Genomic DNA, 19816 nt, shown 5'->3' on the forward strand with positions numbered 1-19816 from the left:
CACTGCTGTGACGCATCTGGCGCGGAGGCTGGAGGCACGCATGACCACGACCGCTTCTCGCACACCCGAGTCGGAGGGGACCTCGGACGGCGGGACGGCGCCTCGCCCCGCGCGGCTGATCCAGAACGAGGCGACCACGGAGATCCCCGTCCATCTGCTGTTCCGCGACGGCCCCGACCCGGTGTCCGTGCCGCTCAGGCCGATGGTCGTGGGGCGCCGGCAGGGCACGGGGGAGCAGCCGCGGCTGCGTCGTCCGGTGCAGCCGAAGCCGCCCCCCGTGCCGGAGGTCGACCCCGACCTGGTGGAGCGGCCGGCGCGCGTGCTGCCCGGGGCGGCGGGTGTGCTAGCCGGGGCCTGCGGGGCCGCCGGAGGCCTGGCCACCTCGTGGTGGGCCGGGGTGCTGCCGCCGCTCGCGGTGGACGCGCTGGGGCTGCCGGTGTCCGCGGGGGCGGGGCTGGGGCCGGCGCAGTGGGCGGCGTACACGGGGGCCGGGGCGCTGGGGCTGTTCGGGTTCGGCGGGCTGGCGCGGGGGCGGACCGGGCGGGCCTGGGTGCTCGGGCTGTTCGGCCGCTACCGGGGCACGGTCCGGCGCACCGGGCTGCTATGGGTCAACCCGCTGCTGCTGCGCCGCCGGGTCGATGTACGGCTGCGGCACTGGCGCAGCGACCAGATGCCGGCGGCGGACGGCAACGGGGTCGCGCTGCGGGCCGTCGTGCTGGTGGTGTGGCGGGTGCGGGACACCGCGCGGGCGACGCTCGGGGTGGACGACCACGAGACGTATCTGCGCGAGTGCGTCGAGGCGGCGCTGGCCCGGGTGCCGGTGGAGACGCCGGGCGCCGTGCGGGGGTCGGTCGAGGCGACCGCGGACGTCTTGACCCGGCTGGTGGTGCGGGACGCGGGGGCGGTCGGGCTCGAGGTGTTCTCGGTGCGGCCGGTGCGGGTGGAGTACGCGCCCGAGGTCGCCGCCGCCATGCACCGCCGCAGTATCGCCGCGCTGGACGCGCAGCACCGGGCGACCATGCTCACCTCGGTGGTCGACTCGGTGGAGGACACGGTGACGCGGCTGACCGTGCGGGGTCTGGTCGAGCTGGACGACTACGAACGAAAGGCGCTGGTCAAGGACTTGACGGTGGCGTTCTGCGTGGGGCGCGGCGAGACGGCGGGCTGAGGCCCACCGCGGCGCTTGCCTGACGGCCCGTCGAACATGTCCCCCGATTGGTATGGACATGTTCAACACTCAGCAATATTCTGGGACTTGGTCTAGACCTGCAAGCTCGCCGAACTTCCCCCACGTTCCCAGGAGCAGCAGCATGCGCAGAAAGACCAAGTTGTACGCCGCCGCGCTCGGACTCACCACGGTCGGGGCCCTGGTGCTCTCCGCCGGCGGCGCGAGCAGCCACGGCTACACCGACCTCCCCATCAGCAGGCAGAAGCTCTGCCAGAACGGCACCGTGACCAACTGCGGCTCCATCCAGTGGGAGCCGCAGAGCGTCGAGGGCCCGAAGGGCTTCCCCGGCTCCGGACCGGCCGACGGGCAGATATGCAACGCCGGCCTCGGCCAGTTCAGCCAGCTCAGCGCCCCGCGCACGCCGTCCGGCGCCGCCTGGCCGACCACCCGGGTGACCGGCGGTCAGAGCTACACGTTCCGCTGGCAGTTCACGGCCATGCACGCCACGACCGACTTCAAGTACTACGTCACCAAGCCGGGCTGGAACCAGAACCACAACCTGGCCCGCTCCGACCTCAACCTCACCCCGTTCCTGACCATCCCGTACAACGGGCAGCGGCCACCGGCCACGCTCTCCCACAGCGGCACCCTGCCGTCCGGGCTGAGCGGTCACCACGTCATCCTCGCCGTGTGGACGATCGCCGACACGGGCAACGCGTTCTACGCGTGCTCGGACGTCACGTTCTGATCCGGCGTCGGATCTCTGAGCGTTACTTGAGACAGGCGTGCTTCCCCCGGGGGTAGGTTCCCCACACAAGCAGTACCTGACCTCGGGGGAAGCATCATGGACCTCTTGTTCTACCTCGTGCCCGGCCTGATTCTGGCCGCCGCCCTCTTCGGCGCCTACCGCGTGGTGCGCCGCTCGCTGCAGATCCGCAGCGCCTGGAACAGCGGTCTGACGGCGGAGGGACGCTGCCTGCGGATGTTCACGACGACGCACGGCGGCAGCGGCGACACGTCCGTGCGCACCACGCTGCACCACGTCTACGAGTTCACCGCGCGCGACGGCCGGACGGTCCGCTTCGAGGAGGAGGACGGCCCGGCGACGATCGTCGAGGGCGACATCGTCACCGTCTACTACGCCGAGGGTCGCGACGTCGTCGCCACGGCCAAGGCGCCGCGCCGGGCCAAGCTGGCGGCGTCCACCGTCGCCGGCCTGGCGTTCCTCGGGGTGGTCGCGGTGTTCTGCGTCGGCTTCATGGTCACGTACAGCCAGATGTCCGACGAATTCGGCTTCGGCACGGGCGTCGACGACACCACCGACACCGTCGTCGTCGACGGCGTCACGATGACCCCGTGACGACCCTCCACATCTGACGGTCCATCAACTACCGTGCGCCGCCATGGAGCCCAACAGGCGTACGGTCGCGGAACTCGTCGCCGGCCGGTGGGACGACCATCGGCCGGGGCTGTGGTTCGAAGGACAGGCGCTCACCCATCACCAGGTGGCGAGGGGCGCCGCCGCCCGGGCCGCCCTGCTGGCCGACCTCGCGCCGCCCCGCTCGCACATCGGCGTCCTGCTCGACAACACCCCTGAATACCCCCTGTGGTTGAGCGCGGCCGCCCTCGCGGGAACCGCCGTCGCCGGAATCAACCCCACCCGCCGGGGCCCCGAAATCGCCCGCGACATCCTGCACACCGAGTGCCGGATCCTGATCACCGAGCGGGCCCGTCTGCCGTTGCTCGACGGCCTCGAACTACCCGGCGTAAGCGCGCTGTTGACCGACTCGGCGGAATACGACGCCCTGCTCGCCCCCTACGCCGACGCCCGCCCCGACCCCTCCCGGGCCACCCCGCACGACCGTCTCCTGCTCTACTTCACCTCCGGCTCGACCGGCGCCCCCAAGGCCGCGATCTGCACCCAGGGCCGGCTGGCGGCGGCCGGGCGCTCCCTGGCCGGCCAGTTCGGTGTCCGCCCCGACGACGTGCACTACATCTGCATGCCGATGTTCCACGGCAACGCGGTCATCGCCGACTGGGCACCCGCCCTCGACGCCGGCGCGGCGGTGGCACTGCGGCGGCGCTTCTCGGCGTCCGGGTTCCTCGCGGACGTACGGCGCTACCGGGCGACTTACTTCACCTACGTCGGCCGCGCGATCCAGTACCTCCTCGCCACCGAACCGCGCCCCGACGACCGCGACCACGCGCTGCGGCTCGGCTTCGGCACCGAGGCGGGCGCCGTGGACGCGGCCGCCTTCGAGCGGCGGTTCGGGGTGCGGCTGGTGGAGGGGTACGGGTCGTCCGAGGGCGGGGCCGCCGTGCAGTGGTCGCCGGGGACGCCGGCGGGGGCCGTGGGCCGGGCGGGGCCCGGGCTCGTCGTACTCGATCCGCGGACCTGCGCGGAGTGTCCGCCCGCCCTCTTCGACGCGGGCGGGCGGCTGGTCAACGGGGACGAGGCCATCGGGGAGCTGGTCAACCGGGGGCCGAACCCCTTCGAGGGGTACTGGCGCAATCCCGAGGCTGAGGCGGAGCGGCGTCGGGAGGGCTGGTACTGGACCGGGGACCTGTTCTGCCGGGACGCCGACGGCTATCTGTACTTCGCGGGGCGGGGTGACGACCGGCTCCGGGTGGACGGCGAGAACCTGTCCGCCGCGATGATCGAGAACATCCTCGCCCGGTACGAGGGTGCGGATGCCGTCGCGGTGTACGCGGTGCCGGATCCGGTCACCGGGGACCAGGTCATGGCGACGGTCGCGGGGGAGTTCGACCCGGTCGGGTTCGCCCGGTTCCTGCTCGCCCAGCCGGATCTGGGGACGAAGATGGCGCCGCGGTTCGTGCGGGTCGTGGAGCGGATGCCGGTGACCGCCACGAACAAGATCCACCGGGCGGGGCTCAGGAAGGAAGGCTTCCGGTGTGCCGACCCGGTGTGGTGGCGGCCGCCCGGCGAGCAGACGTACCGGAGACTGACCCCGGAAGACGTCGAAGGGCCTCTCGCTCCCACGAGAGGCCCTTCAGGAGTGCGCCGCCAGGGACTCGAACCCCGGACCCGCTGATGCTGTATTTCCCGGGGGATGACCCCCGGACCCCCAGCCGCTCCTGCAGCACCCCGAGTGCTGATGTCGAGGCGTGGGCCCCGCGTCGCCTGGGCAGGCGTGGCGGGTTCTGTAACACGTCGAAGGGCCTCTCGCTCCCACGAGAGGCCCTTCACGAGTGCGCCGCCAGGGACTCGAACCCCGGACCCGCTGATTAAGAGTCAGCTGCTCTAACCAACTGAGCTAGCGGCGCATGACTCTCGCCGACCGCGATTTCGCGTTCCTCGCGGCGGCGACGAAGAAAATACTACCTGGTCCGCAGGGGTGCTTCCGACCACCGTCGCGCGCGGCCGGTCAGGACTGGATGGCGAGCGACAGCAGCACCGGCGCCGCGTTCCGGTTCAGCGTGTCCGCCGCCTGCTTCAGCCGGTGGGCGTGCTCGATGGGGAGGGACAGGGCCAGGCAGCCCACCGACGACCCGGCGGTGATCGGGACCGCCGCGCACACCGTGCCCACCGCGTACTCCTGGAGGTCGAGGTGGGGGACCGTCGGCGGCTGGGACTCCAGGCGGGAGAGCAGGACCTTGTCGCTGGTGATCGTGCGCGAGGTGAGGCGGGCCATCTTGTGGCGGGAGAGATGGTCGCGCCGGCCGTTGTGGTCGAGCTGGCCGAGCAGGCTCTTGCCGATCGCGGTGGCGTGGGCGGAGTAGCGGAAGTCGACCCACTCGTTGACCACGGGCGTGGCCGGGCCGGCGGCGTACTGGTCGATCTTGATCTCACCGTCGACGTACCGGCTGATGTAGACGGCGGCGCCGACCGAGTCGCGCAGCCGGTCCAGGGTGCGCTGGAGGTTCTCGCGCAGGGCCTGCTCGCGGCCCTGCGCGGAACCCAGGCGGGTCAGCGCGTCGCCCGTGACGTACGAGCCGTCGGCGACCTGCTCGACGTAGCCCTCGCGGCGCAGCATCAGCAGCAGGCCGGTCAGGCGCTCCGGGCCTATGCCCGTGTGCCGGGCGAGCTCGGCGTCGGTGACTCCGGTGCTGTGCCGCGCCACGGTCTCCAGGACGCGCAGGGCGTCCTGGGCCGAGTGGTACGGCGCGGTCGGCTCGTGCGTCAGCGCCACGGTTCCCCCTGCGGTCGCACATCGCTGTTCGGAATGGGCCGGGTTGCAGTCAGCCAATCCCCACCACGATAACCGGCAAGAGGCTTGTAGTGAGCGGTTGTTGACGAGATTACGATGCCCTCAACTGCGGTCTAGCACCTTGGCATATGCCAGAGACATGACCCGCCCGGGCGGCCCGCCAGATCGGGGCCGACCGGGATCACAGCACCGCGCTGAGAAACTCCCGGGTCCGGTCGTTCTCGGGGTCGTTGAAGATCTTCTCCGGCGAGCCGGTCTCGATGACCCGGCCGGAGTCGAACATCAGGACCTGGTCCGAGATGTCCCGGGCGAAGTTCATCTCGTGGGTCACGCAGAGCATGGTGATGTCCGTGGTGCGGGCGATGTCCCGCAGCAGGTCGAGGACGCCCGCGACCAGCTCCGGGTCCAGTGCCGACGTCACCTCGTCGAGCAGCAGCACCCTGGGCCGCATGGCCAGCGCCCGCGCGATCGCCACCCGCTGCTGCTGGCCGCCGGACAGCTGGGACGGGTAGGCGTCGCACTTGTCGGCCAGGCCCACCAGGTCGAGCAGCTCGCGGGCGCGCGCCTCCGCCTCGTCCTTCGGCAGGCCGAGGACGGTGACCGGGGCCTCGGTGATGTTCCGCAGGACCGGCATGTTCGGGAACAGGTTGAACTGCTGGAACACCATCCCGATCTTCTTGCGGACCTCACGGATCTGCTTCTCGGTGGCCGGGAACAACTGCTCCCCGTCCACGGTGATCCGGCCCTCGTCCGGCTTGGTCAGCGTCATCAGCAGCCGCAGGATCGTGGTCTTGCCCGATCCGGACGGCCCGATCAGCGTCACGTGCTTGCCGGCCTCGACGGAGAAGTCCAGGTGGTCGAGGACGGTGTTGTCGCCGAACCGCTTGGTGACCTGCTCGAGACGGATCAGCTCGCCGTTGGAGCGGTTGTCGGCGGGGTTCTTCTCAGGGTTGTGCTGGATGTCAGTGGACAAGACGTCGCTCCAGGGCTCGCAGGAGGAGGGAGGCCAGGTAGGAGATGAGGATGAAGGCCACGCCGATCACGGTCAGGGGCTCGGTGAACTGGAAGTTCTGCTGCGAGAACAGCCGTGCCTGCCCGAGCATGTCGAGGACGGTGATCGCCATCAGCAGCGGCGTGTCCTTGAGCATCGCGATCACGTAGTTGCCGAGCGCGGGCACGACGCGGCGGATCGCCTGCGGCAGGATCACCACCCGCCAGGTCCTGGCGACCGGCAGATTCAGCGCCGTCGCGGCCTCCCACTGGCCGACGGGCACCGCCTCGATGCCGGCGCGGTAGACCTGCATCGTGTACGTCGAGTAGTGCAGGCCGATCGCGAAGACGCCGGTGGTCAACGCGGAGAAGGTGATCCCCCACTCGGGCAGCACGTAGAACAGGAAGAACAGCTGCACCAGCAGCGGGGTGTTGCGCACGAACTCGGTCACCACGCCGACCGGCCACGTCACCCACCGGCTCGGCGCCCGCATCAGCAGCGCCCACACCAGGCCGAGCGCGAAGGAGATGACCGAGCCGAGAGCCAGCGCCTGCAGGGTGACCAGCAGACCGTCCCAGAACTGCGGCATGAAGTCGGCGACCGCTTGCCAGTTCCACTTCATCCGAGAACACCTCCCCCGGAGGAGGCGCCGACACCGGTCGTCTCGGCGCGCTTGAGCTCATGCGCGGAGACCCCGCGCGTCGGGGTCTTTCCGACCCCCGCCTTCAGCTTCTGCTCCAGCCCGCGCATCAGGCGGGTGAGCAGGAAGGCGATGACGAAGTAGATGAGCAGGATGTACGTGTAGATCTCCGCGCTCTCCTGCAGCGCCAGCCGCACCAGGTTGCCGCTGAACGCCAGATCGCCCATGCCCATGATCGACACCAGGGCGGTGCCCTTGAGCAGCTCGATCAGCAGGTTGGAGAACGGCGGGATCATCTCCGGCACCGCCTGCGGCAGCAGGATCAGCCGCATCCGCTGCCAGGGCGTGAAGCTGAGCGCGATCCCGCCCTCCTTCTGCGCCGGGTCGACCGCGCTCAGCGCACCGCGCACGATCTCCGAGCCGTACGCCCCGTAGGTCAGCCCGAGCGCCAGCGTGCCCGCCCACAGCGGCACCAGCTGCCAGCCGAAGGCCGGGGGCAGCACGAAGAACACCCAGAAGATCATGACGAGGGCGGAGGTCCCGCGGAACACCTCGGTGTAGAAGCCCGCGAGGAAGCGGACTATCCACAGCCGGTGGGTCCGTGCGATCCCGACCACGAACGACACGGCCGCGGCCAGCAGCGCGCTGAGGACGAGGAGCTGGATCGTGGTCCAGATCCCCTTGAGTACGAGTTCCCAGAGTCCCGAGGTCATCCGCCGCACAGCTCCTTCGCGGTGAGGTCGGTCATCTCCGCCTCCGTGAAGCCGAAGGGCTTGAGGATGCGGAACAGCTCCCCGCTCTTCTTCAGCTTGTGCAGCTCGACGTTGAAGGCGTCCCGCAGCTTCGTCTCGGTCGGCCGGAAGGCGAACGCGCCGCCGTCGACGTGCGGTTTGCCGCCGACGAGCGGTGTGAAGGCCTTGGTGGCCTCCGCCTTGCCGGACTTCTTGACCACTTCCCGGGTGGTGAGCGCCGTACCGGCGAAGACGTCGACCCGCCCCGCCTCGACGGCGTTCAGCCCCGCGACCTGGTCCGGCACGATGAGGATGTCGCTCTCCTTGTACCCCGCCTCGACGGCGTACTGGATCTCGGCATAACCGGTCCCGGTGGCGAACTTGGCCTTCTTCTCGACGACGTCCTTGTAGTCGTGCAGCCCCTTCGGATTGCCCTTGCGCACGATGAAGGAGTCGAGCATCTGGTAGTCGGGGTCGGAGAAGATGACCTGCTCACAGCGCTCGGGATTGACGTACATCCCGGCGGCGACGACGTCGAACTGCTGCGAGTTGAGCCCCGGAATCAGCGACCCGAACTCGGTCGGGACCGGCTGTACGCGGTCGACGCCCAGCCGTTTGAAGATGACCCGGGCCAACTCCGGCGCCTCGCCGGTCAGATCGCCGTTCTTGTCGATGTAGCCGAAGGGGATCTCCCCCGCGATACCGAGCCGTACGACGCCCGCCGCCTTCAGCCGGTCGAGCAGGTCGCCGCCGTCCTCGGTCGATGCCGTGGCCACACGTGTGCAGCCGGCCGCTCCCAGCGCGCCGAGCGCCGCCACCCCCGCGAGCAGCGATCGGCGCGTGGTCCCAGGTGTGTCTCTGTCGTTCCCATTAGGTGGAGCCATGGCGGCGCGGCTACCCGAGACCATGCGATGTATGCACTATGGATGGCATGGCTGACCGCTACATCGAAGTCTCGCTGGTCAAGCGCGCAATCACCTGCACGGCAAAACTGCTGGACGATCGCGCCCCCGTCACCTGCGCGGCCGTGTGGGACGCCCTCCCGCTGAGCAGCGAGGTCTACCACGCGAAATACGCCCGCAACGAGATCTACGCCCTGTTCCCGCCGTTCGCGGCATCGGAACCACCCCTGGAAAACCCGACCATCACCCCCATCCCCGGAGATCTCTGCTATTTCTCCTTCGCCGGCACCGAACTGGGCACCAAGTCCTACGGCTACGACCGCGAGGTCCGCCCCGACACGACAGTGGTCGACCTGGCCCTGTTCTACGAGCGCAACAACCTGCTCCTGAACGGCGACGTGGGCTGGGTGCCCGGCATCGTCTGGGGCCAGATCGTGGAAGGCCTGGAGGAGATGGCCCAGGGTTGCAACGACCTGTGGAGGTCGGGGGCGTTGGGGGAGTCGCTCAGCTTCCGGAGGCTGTGACTCCGGCGTTCCCGGCGAAGTCGGCGATCCCGGCCTCGTAGAGCGCGTGCGCCGTCCGCAGCACCAGGTCGTCCCGGTGCCGGGCGGCCACGAGCTGCAGGCCGATCGGCAGACCGTCACCGTCCCTGCCGACGGGGACGGTGGCCGCCGGCTGCTGGGTGAGGTTGAAGGGGTACGTGAACGGGGTCCACCCCGTCCACCTGCGGTGCCCCGAGCCCTTGGGGACCTCCGCGCCCGCCTCGAAGGCGGTGATCGGGAGGGTCGGGGTGACGAGGAGGTCGTAGGTGTCGTGGAAGCGGCCCATGCGGCGGCCGAGTTCCATGCGGACGTCGACCGCGGCCAGATAGTCGAGCGCGGAGGCGCGGGCACCGGCGCCGCAGATCTCCCGCAGACCCGGATCGAGCAACTCCCTCTGGTGCGGCCCCAGATGCTGGGTCACCCGGGCGGCCCCGGTGAACCACAGGGTGTGGAAGGCGTCCACCGGGTCGGTGAAGTCGGGGTCGGTCTCCTCGACGTAAGCCCCCAGCCCCGCCAGCCGCTCCACCGCCCGCCGCACGGCCGCCGCGACCGCCGGGCGTACCGCGACCTGGCCGCCGAGGGAGGGCGAATAGGCGACGCGCAGACCGTGCACGCCGCCGGTCAGCCCCGTCACGAAGGAGCCGGGCGCGGGCGGGAGCGCCGACCAGTCGCGGGAGTCGGGCGTGCCGATGACGTCGAGCAGCAGGGCCGCGTCGGCCGCGTCGCGGGTCATCGGGCCGACGTGGGCCAGGGTGCCGAAGGCGCTGGCGGGGTAGAGCGGGACGCGGCCGTACGTCGGTTTCAGGCCGAAGATGCCGCAGAACGCCGCCGGGATACGGACGCTGCCGCCGCCGTCCGTGCCGAGCGCGAGCGGCCCCGCGCCGAGGGCCACGGCCGCCGCCGCGCCGCCGCTGGAGCCGCCGGCGGTGCGGGTCGGGTCGTACGGATTGCGGGTGGCGCCGGACAGGGGTGAGTCGGTGACGCCCTTCCAGCCGAACTCGGGGGTCGTGGTCTTGCCGAGGAAGACGGCTCCGTGCGCGCGCAGGCGGGCCACGGAGGGGGCGTCCTCGCCCCAACTGCCGTTCTCCGCAATGGTCTTCGAGCCCTTCAGGGTCGGTCCGCCGCGCATCAGCAGGATGTCCTTCACGGTGACCGGGACGCCGTCGAGCAGCCCGGCCGGTTCACCGCGCCGCCACCGTTCGGCCGACTCGGCGGCCCGGGCGAGGGCCTCGTCGGCGGTGAGGCGGACGAAGGCGTTGACCTCCGGCTGGATCCGCTCGGCCCGCTCCAGGGCGGCACGGGTGGCGTCGACGGGGCTGAACCGCCCTTCTCGGTAGCCGTCGAGGAGTTGTACGGCGGTCAGTTCGGTGAGATCCGTCATGCGTCGCCCTCCAGCCGTTGACGTCAGCGTCCGGGTACGTACCCACGCTGCTTGTCGACCACGTTCAGCAGCGGCCTGCCCGCCTCCCACCTCTCGTACAACTCCACGAACTGCTTGCCGAGTTCATCGCGCCAGCCGACGGTGTCCCCGCTCATGTGCGGCGAGACGATCAGCCCCGGCAGGCCCCAGAGCGGGCTGTCCGGACCGAGGGGCTCGTGCTCGAAGACGTCCAGCGCGGCCCCGGCGATCCAGCGCTTGGTGAGGGCCTCGGCCAGGGCGTCCTCCACGACAAGCTGCCCGCGCCCGACGTTGATGAACCGGGCGGAGGGCTGCATGACGCCGAAGCGGCGGAGGTCGAACATGCCCTGGGTCTGCTCGGTGAGCGGCGCGGCCGCGATCACCCAGTCGGCGCGGGCCATCAGCCGGTCGAGGTCGTCGGGGCCGTGGATGCCGGTGCGCGGGACCCGGCCGACCAGCGCGGTGGTGATGTCGAGGGCCTTGAGCGTGCGGGCGATCGTACGGCCGATGGGACCGGACCCGACCACGCACGCGCGCGTGCCCGCGACGCGCTGCCCCTCGCGGTGCCGCCACTCCCGCGAGCGCTGCAGCTCCAGGGTCCGCGGCAGGTCCTTCGCCATCGCCAGCACCAGCGCGGCGACGTACTCGGCGATCGGCTGGTCGAAGACCCCGCGCGCGTTGGTCACCACGGTGTCGGACTCGGTCAGCTCCGGGCACATCAGATGATCCACACCCGCGCTCGCCGTGTGCACCCAGCGCGGCCGCGGGCCCTCGCCGGGCCAGGCGTGGCGTACGGCATGCGAGGCGAAGTCCCAGACCAGCAGGACGTCGGCGTGGGGCAGCCGCTCGGCGAGGGTCGACTCGTCCGCGTGCTCGACACGGGCGCGGCCGGTGAGGCGGCCGAGGCGGGGGAGGGGGTCGGTGTCGAGGACGAGGAGGGTGGGCGGGGAGCCGGGGTCGGAGGCGGGGGGCGGACCGGGGGTGGGTGCGGTCATTCGGGGTCGCTTCTCCAGGGGGCTCGGGGGGTGTGCGGGCGCCGTTTCTCGGAGTTTTACTGGAAGTGCTTGGCCGTCTGACATGCGAGGTTTGACCACGCTCGCACCCGAACCTACCTTCGTCAACACGGGCGTACATACGGTCCGTTGCTCACCTGTTTCTCGTAGTGAGGACGGTGCCTGCCATGAGCTCCATGGACCTCTCCTTCCTCGGCGGACCCCGGCCGCAGCGCGGTGTAGGTGTCGTCGCCCCCTTCGACTTCGCGCTGGACCGGGAGCTCTGGCGCTGGGTGCCGGACGAGGTCTCCCTGCACCTGACCCGCACACCGTTCGTCCCGGTCGAGGTCAGCCTGGATCTGGCCCGTCTGGTCAGCGAGCACGAGACGCTCGGTGACGGCGTCCGCACCCTGACCGCGATCGCGCCCGAGGTGGTCGCCTACGCCTGCACCTCCGGCAGTTTCGTCGGCGGTATCGCGGGCGAGCGGGCGATGTGCGAGGCGATGACGCGGGAGGGCGCGGTGCCGGCCGTCACGACCTCCGGCGCGCTCCTGGAGGCGCTCACCGAGCTGGGGGTACGGCGGGTGGCCCTGGTGACGCCGTACACCGTCTCGGTGACGCGGGCGCTGGAGGATTACGTGGCGGAGGCGGGGGTCGCGGTCACCGGGTGCGCGTTCATGGGACTGACGCGGCACATCTGGAAGGTGCCGTACCGCGATGTGGCGGACATGGCGCGCACGGCGGCGCGGGGTGCCACCGACGCGTTGTTCATCAGCTGCACCAACCTCCCCACCTACGACGTGATCCCGCAACTGGAGGCGGAGCTGCGCATCCCGGTCCTCTCGGCCAACCAGGTCACGATGTGGGCAGCGCTGCGTCGGCTGGGTACCCGAGCCGTGGGGGCGTATCAGGCGCTGATCGATCCGGCGGCGCGTGGTGGCCCCGTCCTCCCCGAAGGACTGCCGAATGTGCCGGGCGAAGAACAGCAGCAGGAAGGGCCGACATGACCGCACTGGGATTCCTCTACCCGGGCCACTCCGCCGAGGACGACTACCCACGCATCGAGCAGCTGCTCGCCAGCGACATCCGGGTCGACGTGGTGCACACCGACATCGGTGAGGACGCGCACCGGGTGGACGCCCTGCTGCGGATGGGCTCGGCCGAGCGGCTCGCGGAGGGCGTGGAGGCGCTGCGGCTGACCGGGGCGGAGGCGGTGGTGTGGGCGTGCACGTCCGGCAGCTTCGTCTACGGCTGGGAGGGCGCCCACGAGCAGGTGCGCACCCTCGCCGTCGCGGCGGGCATGCCGGCGTCGTCGACGTCCTTCGCCTTCGTGCACGCGGTACGGGAGCTCGGGGTGCGGCGGGTGGCGATCGGGGCGACGTACCCCGACGACGTGGCGCAGCTCTTCGCGGACTTCCTCCGGGCGGCCGGCGTGGAGGTGGTGTCGCTCCGCGGTTCCGGGATCATCACGGCGGCGGAGGTGGGCACCTGGGGCGACGAGGAACTCTTCGCCCTGGCCAGGGAGGCGGACCACCCCGACGCCGAGGCGATCCTCCTCCCCGACACGGCCCTGCACACCGCGTCCTACCTCGCCGCCCTGGAACAACACCTCACCAAGCCGGTCCTCACCGCCAACCAGGTCACGGTCTGGGAGGCCCTGAGGCTGACGGACCGCAGGGTGAACGCACCGGAACTGGGGGCTCTCTTCACGAAGGAGCCGATCGTGCAGGTGTAGCGACCCGGCGCGCCTCCAGAGCCTCGGCCCCTATCCTTCCCGTCCCTGGGGGCTGCCGCCCCCAGACCCCGCTTCGGCCCGAAGGGCCTCGTCCTCAAACGCCGGACGGGCTGAATTTGCCTGGTCCGGTGCGAAATCCAGCGCCGTCGGCAAAATCCAGCCCCTCCGGCGTTTGAGGAGCGGGGTCTGGGGCGGAGCCCCAGAAGGACGGGACGGGTAGGGGCGGCGGGGGCGAGAAAACCCCACCGGGAATAAACCGGAGCCACCCTCCTGTTACCGCCGGGCAGGACAGCGCACCACATCACCACAGGAGGCACCCGTGGCGGCAGCCAAAACCCAGGCCGACGAGATCCGGGGCACAGCACAGGGCACCGCCCCCGTCCCCCTCTCCGTACTGGACCTGGTCACGGTCAGCTCAGGCCACACCGCCACCGACGCCCTCCGCACCAGCGTCGAACTCTCCCGCCAAGCGGAATCCCGCGGCTTCCACCGCTACTGGGTCGCCGAACACCACTCCATGCCCGGCGTGGCCTCCTCGTCCCCCGCCGTGATCCTCGCCCACCTCGCCGCCCACACCACCCGCATCCGCCTCGGTTCCGGCGGCGTCATGCTCCCCAACCACGCCCCGCTCGTCATCGCGGAGCAGTTCGGCACCCTGGAGGCCATGGCCCCCGGCCGTATCGACCTCGGCCTGGGCCGCGCCCCCGGCACGGACGGCCCCACCGCGGCAGCCCTCCGCCGCACGGACCACCTGGGCGAGGGCGCCGACGACTTCCCCGAGCAGCTCGCCGAGCTCATCCGCTTCCTCGACGACGACTTCCCGGACGGCCACCCGTACCGCCGTATCCACGCCGTCCCCGGCCCGATCCAGGCGACATCCCCCGGCGGCGTCCAGTCCCCGCACCGCCCGCCGGTCTGGCTGCTCGGCTCCTCCGGCTTCAGCGCCCGCCTCGCCGCGGTCCTCGGCCTGCCCTTCGCCTTCGCCCACCACTTCTCGGCACGCAACACCGTCCCGGCCCTGGACCTGTACCGGGAGTCCTTCCGGCCGTCCGCCGTCCTCGACGAGCCCTACGCCCTCATCGGCGTCTCCGCACTCGCCACGGACGAGGAGCAGGAGGCCCGCCGTCAGATCAAGGCAGCCGCCCTCAGCATGATCCGCCTGCGCACCGGCCGCCCCGGCCTCATCCCCACTCCGGAAGAGGCCGAGGCCCACGAATTCACCTCGCTGGAGCGCGAGTTCGCCGACTCCTGGAACGCCAACGTCATCCACGGCACCCCCGACGAGGTCCGCACCGGCCTCGACGACCTCCAGAAGCGCACCGGCGCAGACGAGTTGATGATCACAGGCAACGCGCCTGGCATGGACATACGCCTGCGCTCGTACGAACTCATAGCGGACGCCTACGGGTTGCCGACGGCCTCCTGACCCTCACGCCGCCGTCCCCCGTTCCTCACACCCGTACCCCGAGCAACGCGGAGATACGATCCGGCGGCACCGGCCGCGAGTACAGCCACCCCTGCCCGGTGTCGCACCCGATCCGCCGCAGCCGCGAGGCCTGCGCCAACGTCTCCACGCACTCCGCGGTGACCGTCAGCCCCAGCCGATGGGCCAGCTGGATCATCGCCTCGACGACGACCTCGTCGGCCGGGTTCGGCGGGACGGCCGCGCTGTTGTCGCTCTCGTACTGGAACCCCCGTACGAACGAACCGTCCAGCTTCAGCACCGAGACCGGCAGCCGGCTGAGGTACGCCAGGTTCGAGTAGCCGGTGCCGAAGTCGTCGATCGCGATGCGTACGCCCATGTCGCTGAGCGCCTGGAGGTCCTGGAGGGGCCGGCCCGACGAGCCCATCACCGCCGATTCGGTGAGTTCCAACTGGAGCAGGTGCGGGGCGAGTTCCGTCTCGTCGAGGATGCGGGCCACGTCCGCCACCAGGTCCGAGTCCCAGACCTGCCGTACCGCCACGTTCACGCTCACGAAGATCGGCGGCTCGTCGGGGTGCGACACCTGCCACGCGCGTGCCTGACGGCAGGCGGTCGCCAGGATCCAGCGGCCGAGCGGCACGATCGAACCGTCCTCCTCGGCCAATCCGATGAACCGATTCGGCGCCAGTACGCCGAACTGAGGATGTTTCCAGCGGACAAGCGCCTCGACGCCACGCAGCCGGCCGTCCTCCATGCTCACCAGCGGCTGGTACTCCAGGGCGAACTCACCCCGCTCGATGGCCGGGCGGAGGGTGGAGGAGAGGGCCTGGCGGGTCATGAGGTGGGCGCTGCGCTCGGGGTCGAAGAGCGTCCAGCGGTCCTTGCCGTCGGCCTTCGCCCAGTACAGCGTCGTGTCGGCGGCCTGCATCAGCGCGGTGGGGGTGGTGCCGCTCGCCTGGCGTTCCACGACGCCGATCGACACCGACACCGACAGACGCCGGCCGGAGAGGTCGAAGGGGGCCCGCAACGCCTCCAGCACCGACTCGGCGAGATCGGCCAGTTGCTCGGTGCCGGTCGAGTCCTCGACGAGCAGGGCGAACTCGTCACCGCCGAGCCGGGCGACCAGAGGCGGGCTCGATCTGGCGTACCCCGCCTCCTCGGCGCACCGCGTGAGCCGTTCGGCCACGGCGGCCAGCAGGCTGTCGCCGACCCGGTGGCCGAGGGTGTCGTTGATCGCCTTGAAGCCGTCAAGGTCCAGATAACACAGGCCGATTCGGCCGGTGGTGCCGCTCTCCTCGTACGACTCCGCGTCCAGGGCCGCCGTCAGACGCTCGAAGAACAGGGTGCGGTTGGGCAGCCTGGTCACCGGGTCGTGCATCTGCAAGTGCCGCAGCCGGGCCTGGAGTTCGCGGTGGGCGCTGATGTCGACGACCGAGAGCAGGACGCCGCCGAACTCCGCGCCGGGCAGGGGCGCGACCGTGACCTGGGCCCAAAGGGAGTGCCCGTCCGGGTGCTTGAGGCGGCGTGTGCAGCGCAGTCTGGCCTGGCGGCCGCGCAGCACCTCCAGGTACGCGTGCCAGGTGCGCGCGTCGGAGGCCAGGTCCACCAAGTCGGCCGCGACGGAGCCGGCCAGTTCCCCGGGTGCCGTGCCGAGCAGGTCGGCGAAGGCGGGGTTGGCGCCGGTGACCAGCCCCTCGCAGTCGACCACGGCCATCGCCAGGGGCGCGGCGTGGAAGACGGTGGAGTAGGGCGGCGCCCCAGTACCGGGCGATGGCTGTAGGTTACTCTCTGTGACGGCCGGCCCGATGAGGTCTGCCGCGGGCGTCGGCCCTTCGGACGTTCCGCTCACCGCTCGCTCCCGCAGTGCACTCGTTCTTCGGATGGGTCTCATCGGAATGGTCGGCCGGGTGGCGGTCGCCGCCGAGCCGTGTCCGTGCAGGGAAAGTGTCAGGAAAGTGTGCCGATCATAGAGGCTGGTCCTGGGCCCTTCCACCCACTGTTCAGTGTTCCCATGTGACCCGACCTTCCGACAGATCGTTTCTGCTCGCACCTGGACGGCTTCTTCGGCCCCTCGACCGGTTGTGACGTTCCGTGAGCGATTCGGGGGTGTTGATGGTGGCGGCCTCCCGGGTCTCTCACCCATCCGGTGCAGGCAAACAGGGCGTAGTACGACAATCTGACCGAGGCTGGGTGCGGTGTCCCGCGAACCGCTCCCGGAGGTCCACGTGCCGCGTCAGTTCCCCCTGCTCCCCGGCATGGGTCGGCTGCGGGAGTGGCCCCGACTGCGCACCGTCGCCGCCTTGTTCACCACGATGTCGGCACTCACCGCGACCTCCCTGGTCGCGGGCCCCTCGGTCGCCGAACCCTTCGACACGGCGGCCTGCGCCCTCGAACGCACCGAGGCGCACCACTCCGAGGGCCTGGACACCTGGAACGCCGCCTATCCGCGCCCGACCCGCAAGCTCGACGCGGTCATGGTCTTCCTGTCCTTCCCGGACGCGCCGCCTCGGACGACACCCGCCGAACTGACGGCCGACCACTTCCCGGCCACCACCCACTTCTTCGAACGGGCCTCCTACGGCAGATTCACCCTGCGCCCGCATCCGCTGCGGAACTGGCTCCGGATGCCGCGCCCGTCGACCGCGTACGCCATACAGCGCGACTGGGACATGGACGACCGGGCCGCCTATCTGCGCGACGCGCTCGCCGTGGCGGACCGGGAGGTGGACTTCTCCCGCTACGACGTCGTCTACTTCGTCGCCGATCCCGACGCGCCCGGCGTCGACTCGGACGCCACGAAGGTCGTCAACCTGGAGTCCCCGCTGCGCGCGGACGGCAAGGACATCCGGCGTGTCGTCACGGTGTTCGAGAACCATCCGCCCGACCGGCTGGTCCTGGCGCACGAGACCGGCCATGTCTTCGACCTGCCCGACCTGTACCACCGCCCGATGGACGGCAAGGGTGACTGGGACACCTACGTCGGCGACTGGGACCTGATGGGCAGCCAGTTCGGGATGGCGCCCGATCTGTTCGGCTGGCACAAGTGGAAGCTCGGGTGGCTGGATTCACGGCAGGTGGTGTGCGTGCGGGGGGCGGGGGCCGCGGGTGCGCGGCTGACGCTGGAGCCGCTGGCGGCGGGGCCCGGTGTCCCGGTGGCGGCGGGCGCGCCCGGTGCTTTCGGCTCGGTCGGGACGCCCGGCGCGGTGGGCGCCGTACCGGGCTTCGGGCTGGGCAACGGCATCAAGCTCGCCGTCGTCCGCACCGGCCCCGAAAGCGCCCTCGCCTTCGAGGTGCGCGGTCCTGTGGGCAACGACACGCAGGCCTGCCGGCAGGGTGTGCTGGTGTACCGGGTGCGCAGTCAGACCGAGTCCGGGGGCGGCCCGGTCGAGGTGGTCGACGCCCACCCGCGCACCGAGGCCTGCTGGGAGGAGTCGGTGTATCCGCCGCTCGCGGACGCGCCGGTCGGGCTGGGCGAGAGCTTCACGGTGCCGGGGGAGGGTGTGCGGGTGGAGGTGGAGGGGCGTACGGCCTCGGGGGCGTGGACGGTGAAGATCGCGCCGGCGGGGTGACGCGCCCGCGCCGGATCGGGGGGCGTAGCCGGCGGGGACGCGCCGGTGGTGGCGGTAGGGCCGCGCCGGTGGCAGAGGTGCACTCCGGGTGCACGCCCGGCGCATGCGAAAAGCCCCCCGCTTCCGCGAGGGGCTTTCACTGTCTGTGCGCCGCCAGGGACTCGAACCCCGGACCCGCTGATTAAGAGTCAGCTGCTCTAACCAACTGAGCTAGCGGCGCCTGCTGACGTCGTAGACCTTAGCATCCTGGTCGGCGTGGGGAAAAATCGAAATCCGAACGGCCGCGCGAGCCGCCCGTACGGCTGCCCAGAGCAATACCTCCGGGCCCGGTAACCAAGGGGTGCGGGTGTCCGGGGCGACCAGCCAGCGGGTTCCGGAGGGCGTCGGGGACGCCGCATAGGTGTCCGCCGGCGCCGGGACGGTCACCGCGTCGCCGGTGCCGTGGCAGAGGAGCGGCGGGATGCCGTCCGTGCGGCTGAACTCCTCCCAGCGCAGCAGTGAGGGCAGCCGCTGGGCGGTGCCCGGGGCGGCGAACAGCAGGATCCGCCCCCGGAAGGCGGCCACGGGGCCCGCCCCCGGGCCCTCGTCCCACAGCCGGTCGAGCATGCGGCGCCCGAAGACCGCGGGGGTGCTGACCACGTCGAAGACCGAGCCGCAGGGCAGGACCACCGGGGCGTGCGGGCGTTCCGCCCAGAGGGCGAGCGTGCTGCGCGGATACGTTCCTGCCGAGGCGAGCCAGGCGGCTCCTTCGGGGGTGACTCCGGTGACTCCGGTGGCTTCGCCGACGCCGGCGACCCCGGAGACGTCGATGCGGGCGCCGGAGTGATCGGAGCGATCGGAGTGAACGGACTGACCGGAGCGGTCGGAGAGGAGGTAGGAGAAGAGGTCGTCCCGTGTGCGGCTCATGACGGATACATCTACCGACGGTGAGGGGTCGGTTTCCGAGGGTTGCCGAAAAGCCGGACAGGAGGTGGGAGGAGCGGGTATCTTGCCCGCCTGGCATATGCCGTGGGGGTGGTCACACGGGGTCGACGTGCCCCGGCCCCTCGACGCCCCGCATCAGATCCCGGCCGAACTCCACCATCTTCTTGGCATAGTCCTCGGTCCACTCGGCCTGCGCGGCGATGTCGGCGGGCGTCAGCCGGTCGAAGCGCCGGGGGTCCGCCAGCTGGGCCGCCGCGATGGCCTGGAACTCCACCGCACGGTCCGTCGCCGCCCGGAAGGCCTGCGTCAGCTCGGTCGCCCGCGCCAGCAGCGCACGGGGGTCGTCGATCGACTCCAGGTCGAAGAAGTGCTCCGGGTCGTCGGCCACCTGCGCGGGCTCGAAGAGCAGGGGCGCGGGGCGTAGCCGCGGTTCGTTCCTGCGCGGCGTGGGCTCCGCCATGCTTTCTCCTCCTCGTACGTAACCGGTCCACCGTCCATTGTCCCGCGTGCGCGCAAGTAGGCGTGTGACACAGGTCAATGGGACTTCCTCAACGGGGCCGCCACTCCACCGTCCGGGCTGTTTCCATCGGCCGCCTCCGGCGGCGTGCCGGACTCCGTCCGGTGAGGGGGG

General features: G+C 71.0%; 19 protein-coding genes and 2 tRNA genes. 9 read left to right on the plus strand and 12 right to left on the minus strand.

What is annotated here, in order from left to right; all coding sequences use genetic code 11:
* Positions 1–40 precede the first annotated feature (40 nt).
* From ABD932_RS37190 to ABD932_RS37205, 4 genes are all read left to right on the plus strand, one after another.
* Positions 41–1168, plus strand: a complete 1128-nt coding sequence (locus tag ABD932_RS37190) for an SPFH domain-containing protein (protein WP_345019984.1) — start codon at positions 41–43, stop codon at positions 1166–1168.
* Between the two features lie 142 nt (positions 1169–1310).
* A complete protein-coding gene (locus tag ABD932_RS37195; RefSeq protein WP_345019985.1) occupies positions 1311–1916 on the plus strand; it encodes a lytic polysaccharide monooxygenase auxiliary activity family 9 protein in 606 nt (201 codons plus the stop codon).
* Positions 1917–2012: 96 nt separating this feature from the next.
* The gene (locus ABD932_RS37200) at positions 2013–2528 is read left to right on the plus strand and encodes a DUF3592 domain-containing protein (RefSeq protein ID WP_345019986.1); all 516 of its coding nucleotides are present in this window, start codon (positions 2013–2015) and stop codon (positions 2526–2528) included.
* Positions 2529–2571: 43 nt separating this feature from the next.
* Positions 2572–4221 (plus strand): long-chain-fatty-acid--CoA ligase, encoded by a 1650-nt coding sequence (locus ABD932_RS37205; protein ID WP_345019987.1) that lies wholly within the window; start codon positions 2572–2574, stop codon positions 4219–4221.
* A 158-nt stretch (positions 4222–4379) separates the two neighbouring features.
* Here the strand turns inward: ABD932_RS37205 and ABD932_RS37210 are convergent.
* From ABD932_RS37210 to ehuB, 6 genes are all read right to left on the minus strand, one after another.
* Positions 4380–4453, minus strand: a tRNA-Lys gene (locus tag ABD932_RS37210).
* Positions 4454–4554: 101 nt separating this feature from the next.
* Positions 4555–5319: an IclR family transcriptional regulator gene (locus ABD932_RS37215; protein ID WP_345019988.1), complete on the minus strand. Its 765-nt coding sequence runs from the start codon at positions 5317–5319 to the stop codon at positions 4555–4557.
* A gap of 199 nt (positions 5320–5518) precedes the next feature.
* The gene (gene ehuA, locus ABD932_RS37220; RefSeq protein WP_345019989.1) at positions 5519–6310 is read right to left on the minus strand and encodes an ectoine/hydroxyectoine ABC transporter ATP-binding protein EhuA; all 792 of its coding nucleotides are present in this window, start codon (positions 6308–6310) and stop codon (positions 5519–5521) included.
* Positions 6300–6950 carry an ectoine/hydroxyectoine ABC transporter permease subunit EhuD gene (gene ehuD, locus ABD932_RS37225; RefSeq protein ID WP_345019990.1) on the minus strand — a complete coding sequence of 217 codons (651 nt, stop codon included), beginning with the start codon at positions 6948–6950 and terminating at the stop codon, positions 6300–6302. Before ehuD ends, ehuA begins: the two co-directional genes overlap by 11 nt.
* A complete protein-coding gene (ehuC, locus tag ABD932_RS37230) occupies positions 6947–7681 on the minus strand; it encodes an ectoine/hydroxyectoine ABC transporter permease subunit EhuC (protein ID WP_345019992.1) in 735 nt (244 codons plus the stop codon). The genes ehuD and ehuC overlap by 4 nt, the downstream gene beginning before the upstream one ends.
* Positions 7678–8607 carry an ectoine/hydroxyectoine ABC transporter substrate-binding protein EhuB gene (gene ehuB, locus ABD932_RS37235; protein ID WP_425587575.1) on the minus strand — a complete coding sequence of 310 codons (930 nt, stop codon included), beginning with the start codon at positions 8605–8607 and terminating at the stop codon, positions 7678–7680. Before ehuB ends, ehuC begins: the two co-directional genes overlap by 4 nt.
* A gap of 23 nt (positions 8608–8630) precedes the next feature.
* Here ehuB and ABD932_RS37240 point away from each other — a divergent pair, with 23 nt between their 5' ends.
* Positions 8631–9125 (plus strand): DUF3830 family protein, encoded by a 495-nt coding sequence (locus ABD932_RS37240; protein WP_345019996.1) that lies wholly within the window; start codon positions 8631–8633, stop codon positions 9123–9125.
* Here ABD932_RS37240 and ABD932_RS37245 read toward each other — a convergent pair.
* Together ABD932_RS37245 and ABD932_RS37250 are read right to left on the minus strand one after the other, a co-directional pair.
* A complete protein-coding gene (locus tag ABD932_RS37245; RefSeq protein ID WP_345019998.1) occupies positions 9106–10524 on the minus strand; it encodes an amidase in 1419 nt (472 codons plus the stop codon). The two genes, ABD932_RS37240 and ABD932_RS37245, sit on opposite strands and share 20 nt — an antisense overlap.
* A 23-nt stretch (positions 10525–10547) precedes the next feature.
* The gene (locus ABD932_RS37250) at positions 10548–11537 is read right to left on the minus strand and encodes a D-2-hydroxyacid dehydrogenase (RefSeq protein ID WP_345019999.1); all 990 of its coding nucleotides are present in this window, start codon (positions 11535–11537) and stop codon (positions 10548–10550) included.
* Positions 11538–11731: 194 nt separating this feature from the next.
* On the opposite strand from ABD932_RS37250, the gene ABD932_RS37255 reads away from it, so the two are divergent.
* The 3 genes from ABD932_RS37255 to ABD932_RS37265 all read left to right on the plus strand — a co-directional run bounded on the left by ABD932_RS37255 (position 11732) and on the right by ABD932_RS37265 (position 14695).
* Positions 11732–12541, plus strand: a complete 810-nt coding sequence (locus ABD932_RS37255; protein ID WP_345020019.1) for a maleate cis-trans isomerase family protein — start codon at positions 11732–11734, stop codon at positions 12539–12541.
* Positions 12538–13269, plus strand: a complete 732-nt coding sequence (locus ABD932_RS37260) for a maleate cis-trans isomerase family protein (RefSeq protein ID WP_345020001.1) — start codon at positions 12538–12540, stop codon at positions 13267–13269. Before ABD932_RS37255 ends, ABD932_RS37260 begins: the two co-directional genes overlap by 4 nt.
* Positions 13270–13588: 319 nt before the next feature.
* Entirely contained in the window at positions 13589–14695 is a 1107-nt protein-coding gene (locus ABD932_RS37265; protein WP_345020003.1) for an LLM class flavin-dependent oxidoreductase, read from the plus strand.
* A gap of 25 nt (positions 14696–14720) precedes the next feature.
* Here ABD932_RS37265 and ABD932_RS37270 read toward each other — a convergent pair whose 3' ends face one another.
* Positions 14721–16541, minus strand: coding sequence for a sensor domain-containing protein (locus tag ABD932_RS37270; protein ID WP_345020005.1), 1821 nt, complete (start codon positions 16539–16541; stop codon positions 14721–14723).
* 346 nt (positions 16542–16887) lie between these two features.
* Here ABD932_RS37270 and ABD932_RS37275 point away from each other — a divergent pair, with 346 nt between their 5' ends.
* Entirely contained in the window at positions 16888–18261 is a 1374-nt protein-coding gene (locus ABD932_RS37275) for a M6 family metalloprotease domain-containing protein (protein WP_345020006.1), read from the plus strand.
* Between the two features lie 146 nt (positions 18262–18407).
* Here the strand turns inward: ABD932_RS37275 and ABD932_RS37280 are convergent.
* From ABD932_RS37280 to ABD932_RS37290, 3 genes are all read right to left on the minus strand, one after another.
* A tRNA-Lys gene (locus ABD932_RS37280) sits at positions 18408–18481 on the minus strand.
* A complete protein-coding gene (locus tag ABD932_RS37285; protein WP_345020008.1) occupies positions 18472–19167 on the minus strand; it encodes a bifunctional DNA primase/polymerase in 696 nt (231 codons plus the stop codon). The genes ABD932_RS37280 and ABD932_RS37285 overlap by 10 nt, the downstream gene beginning before the upstream one ends.
* A 112-nt stretch (positions 19168–19279) precedes the next feature.
* A complete protein-coding gene (locus ABD932_RS37290; protein ID WP_250085766.1) occupies positions 19280–19645 on the minus strand; it encodes a hypothetical protein in 366 nt (121 codons plus the stop codon).
* Positions 19646–19816 lie beyond the last annotated feature (171 nt).

Source organism: Streptomyces shaanxiensis (genome assembly GCF_039537145.1).
GTDB lineage: Bacteria > Actinomycetota > Actinomycetes > Streptomycetales > Streptomycetaceae > Streptomyces > Streptomyces shaanxiensis.

Bases quoted from the DNA above. Each gene is read 5' to 3' on its own strand.
- ehuB (WP_425587575.1), bottom strand. From the start codon at position 8,607: ATGGTCTCGGGTAGCCGCGCCGCCATGGCTCCACCTAATGGGAACGAC.
- ABD932_RS37240 (WP_345019996.1), top strand. From the start codon at position 8,631: ATGGCTGACCGCTACATCGAAGTCTCGCTGGTCAAGCGCGCAATCACC.
- ABD932_RS37255 (WP_345020019.1), top strand. From the start codon at position 11,732: ATGGACCTCTCCTTCCTCGGCGGACCCCGGCCGCAGCGCGGTGTAGGT.
- ABD932_RS37290 (WP_250085766.1), bottom strand. From the start codon at position 19,645: ATGGCGGAGCCCACGCCGCGCAGGAACGAACCGCGGCTACGCCCCGCG.
- ehuD (WP_345019990.1), bottom strand. From the start codon at position 6,950: ATGAAGTGGAACTGGCAAGCGGTCGCCGACTTCATGCCGCAGTTCTGG.
- ABD932_RS37195 (WP_345019985.1), top strand. From the start codon at position 1,311: ATGCGCAGAAAGACCAAGTTGTACGCCGCCGCGCTCGGACTCACCACG.
- ABD932_RS37250 (WP_345019999.1), bottom strand. From the start codon at position 11,537: ATGACCGCACCCACCCCCGGTCCGCCCCCCGCCTCCGACCCCGGCTCC.
- ABD932_RS37285 (WP_345020008.1), bottom strand. From the start codon at position 19,167: ATGAGCCGCACACGGGACGACCTCTTCTCCTACCTCCTCTCCGACCGC.
- ABD932_RS37245 (WP_345019998.1), bottom strand. From the start codon at position 10,524: ATGACGGATCTCACCGAACTGACCGCCGTACAACTCCTCGACGGCTAC.
- ABD932_RS37260 (WP_345020001.1), top strand. From the start codon at position 12,538: ATGACCGCACTGGGATTCCTCTACCCGGGCCACTCCGCCGAGGACGAC.
- ABD932_RS37190 (WP_345019984.1), top strand. From the start codon at position 41: ATGACCACGACCGCTTCTCGCACACCCGAGTCGGAGGGGACCTCGGAC.
- ABD932_RS37200 (WP_345019986.1), top strand. From the start codon at position 2,013: ATGGACCTCTTGTTCTACCTCGTGCCCGGCCTGATTCTGGCCGCCGCC.
- ehuC (WP_345019992.1), bottom strand. From the start codon at position 7,681: ATGACCTCGGGACTCTGGGAACTCGTACTCAAGGGGATCTGGACCACG.
- ABD932_RS37205 (WP_345019987.1), top strand. From the start codon at position 2,572: ATGGAGCCCAACAGGCGTACGGTCGCGGAACTCGTCGCCGGCCGGTGG.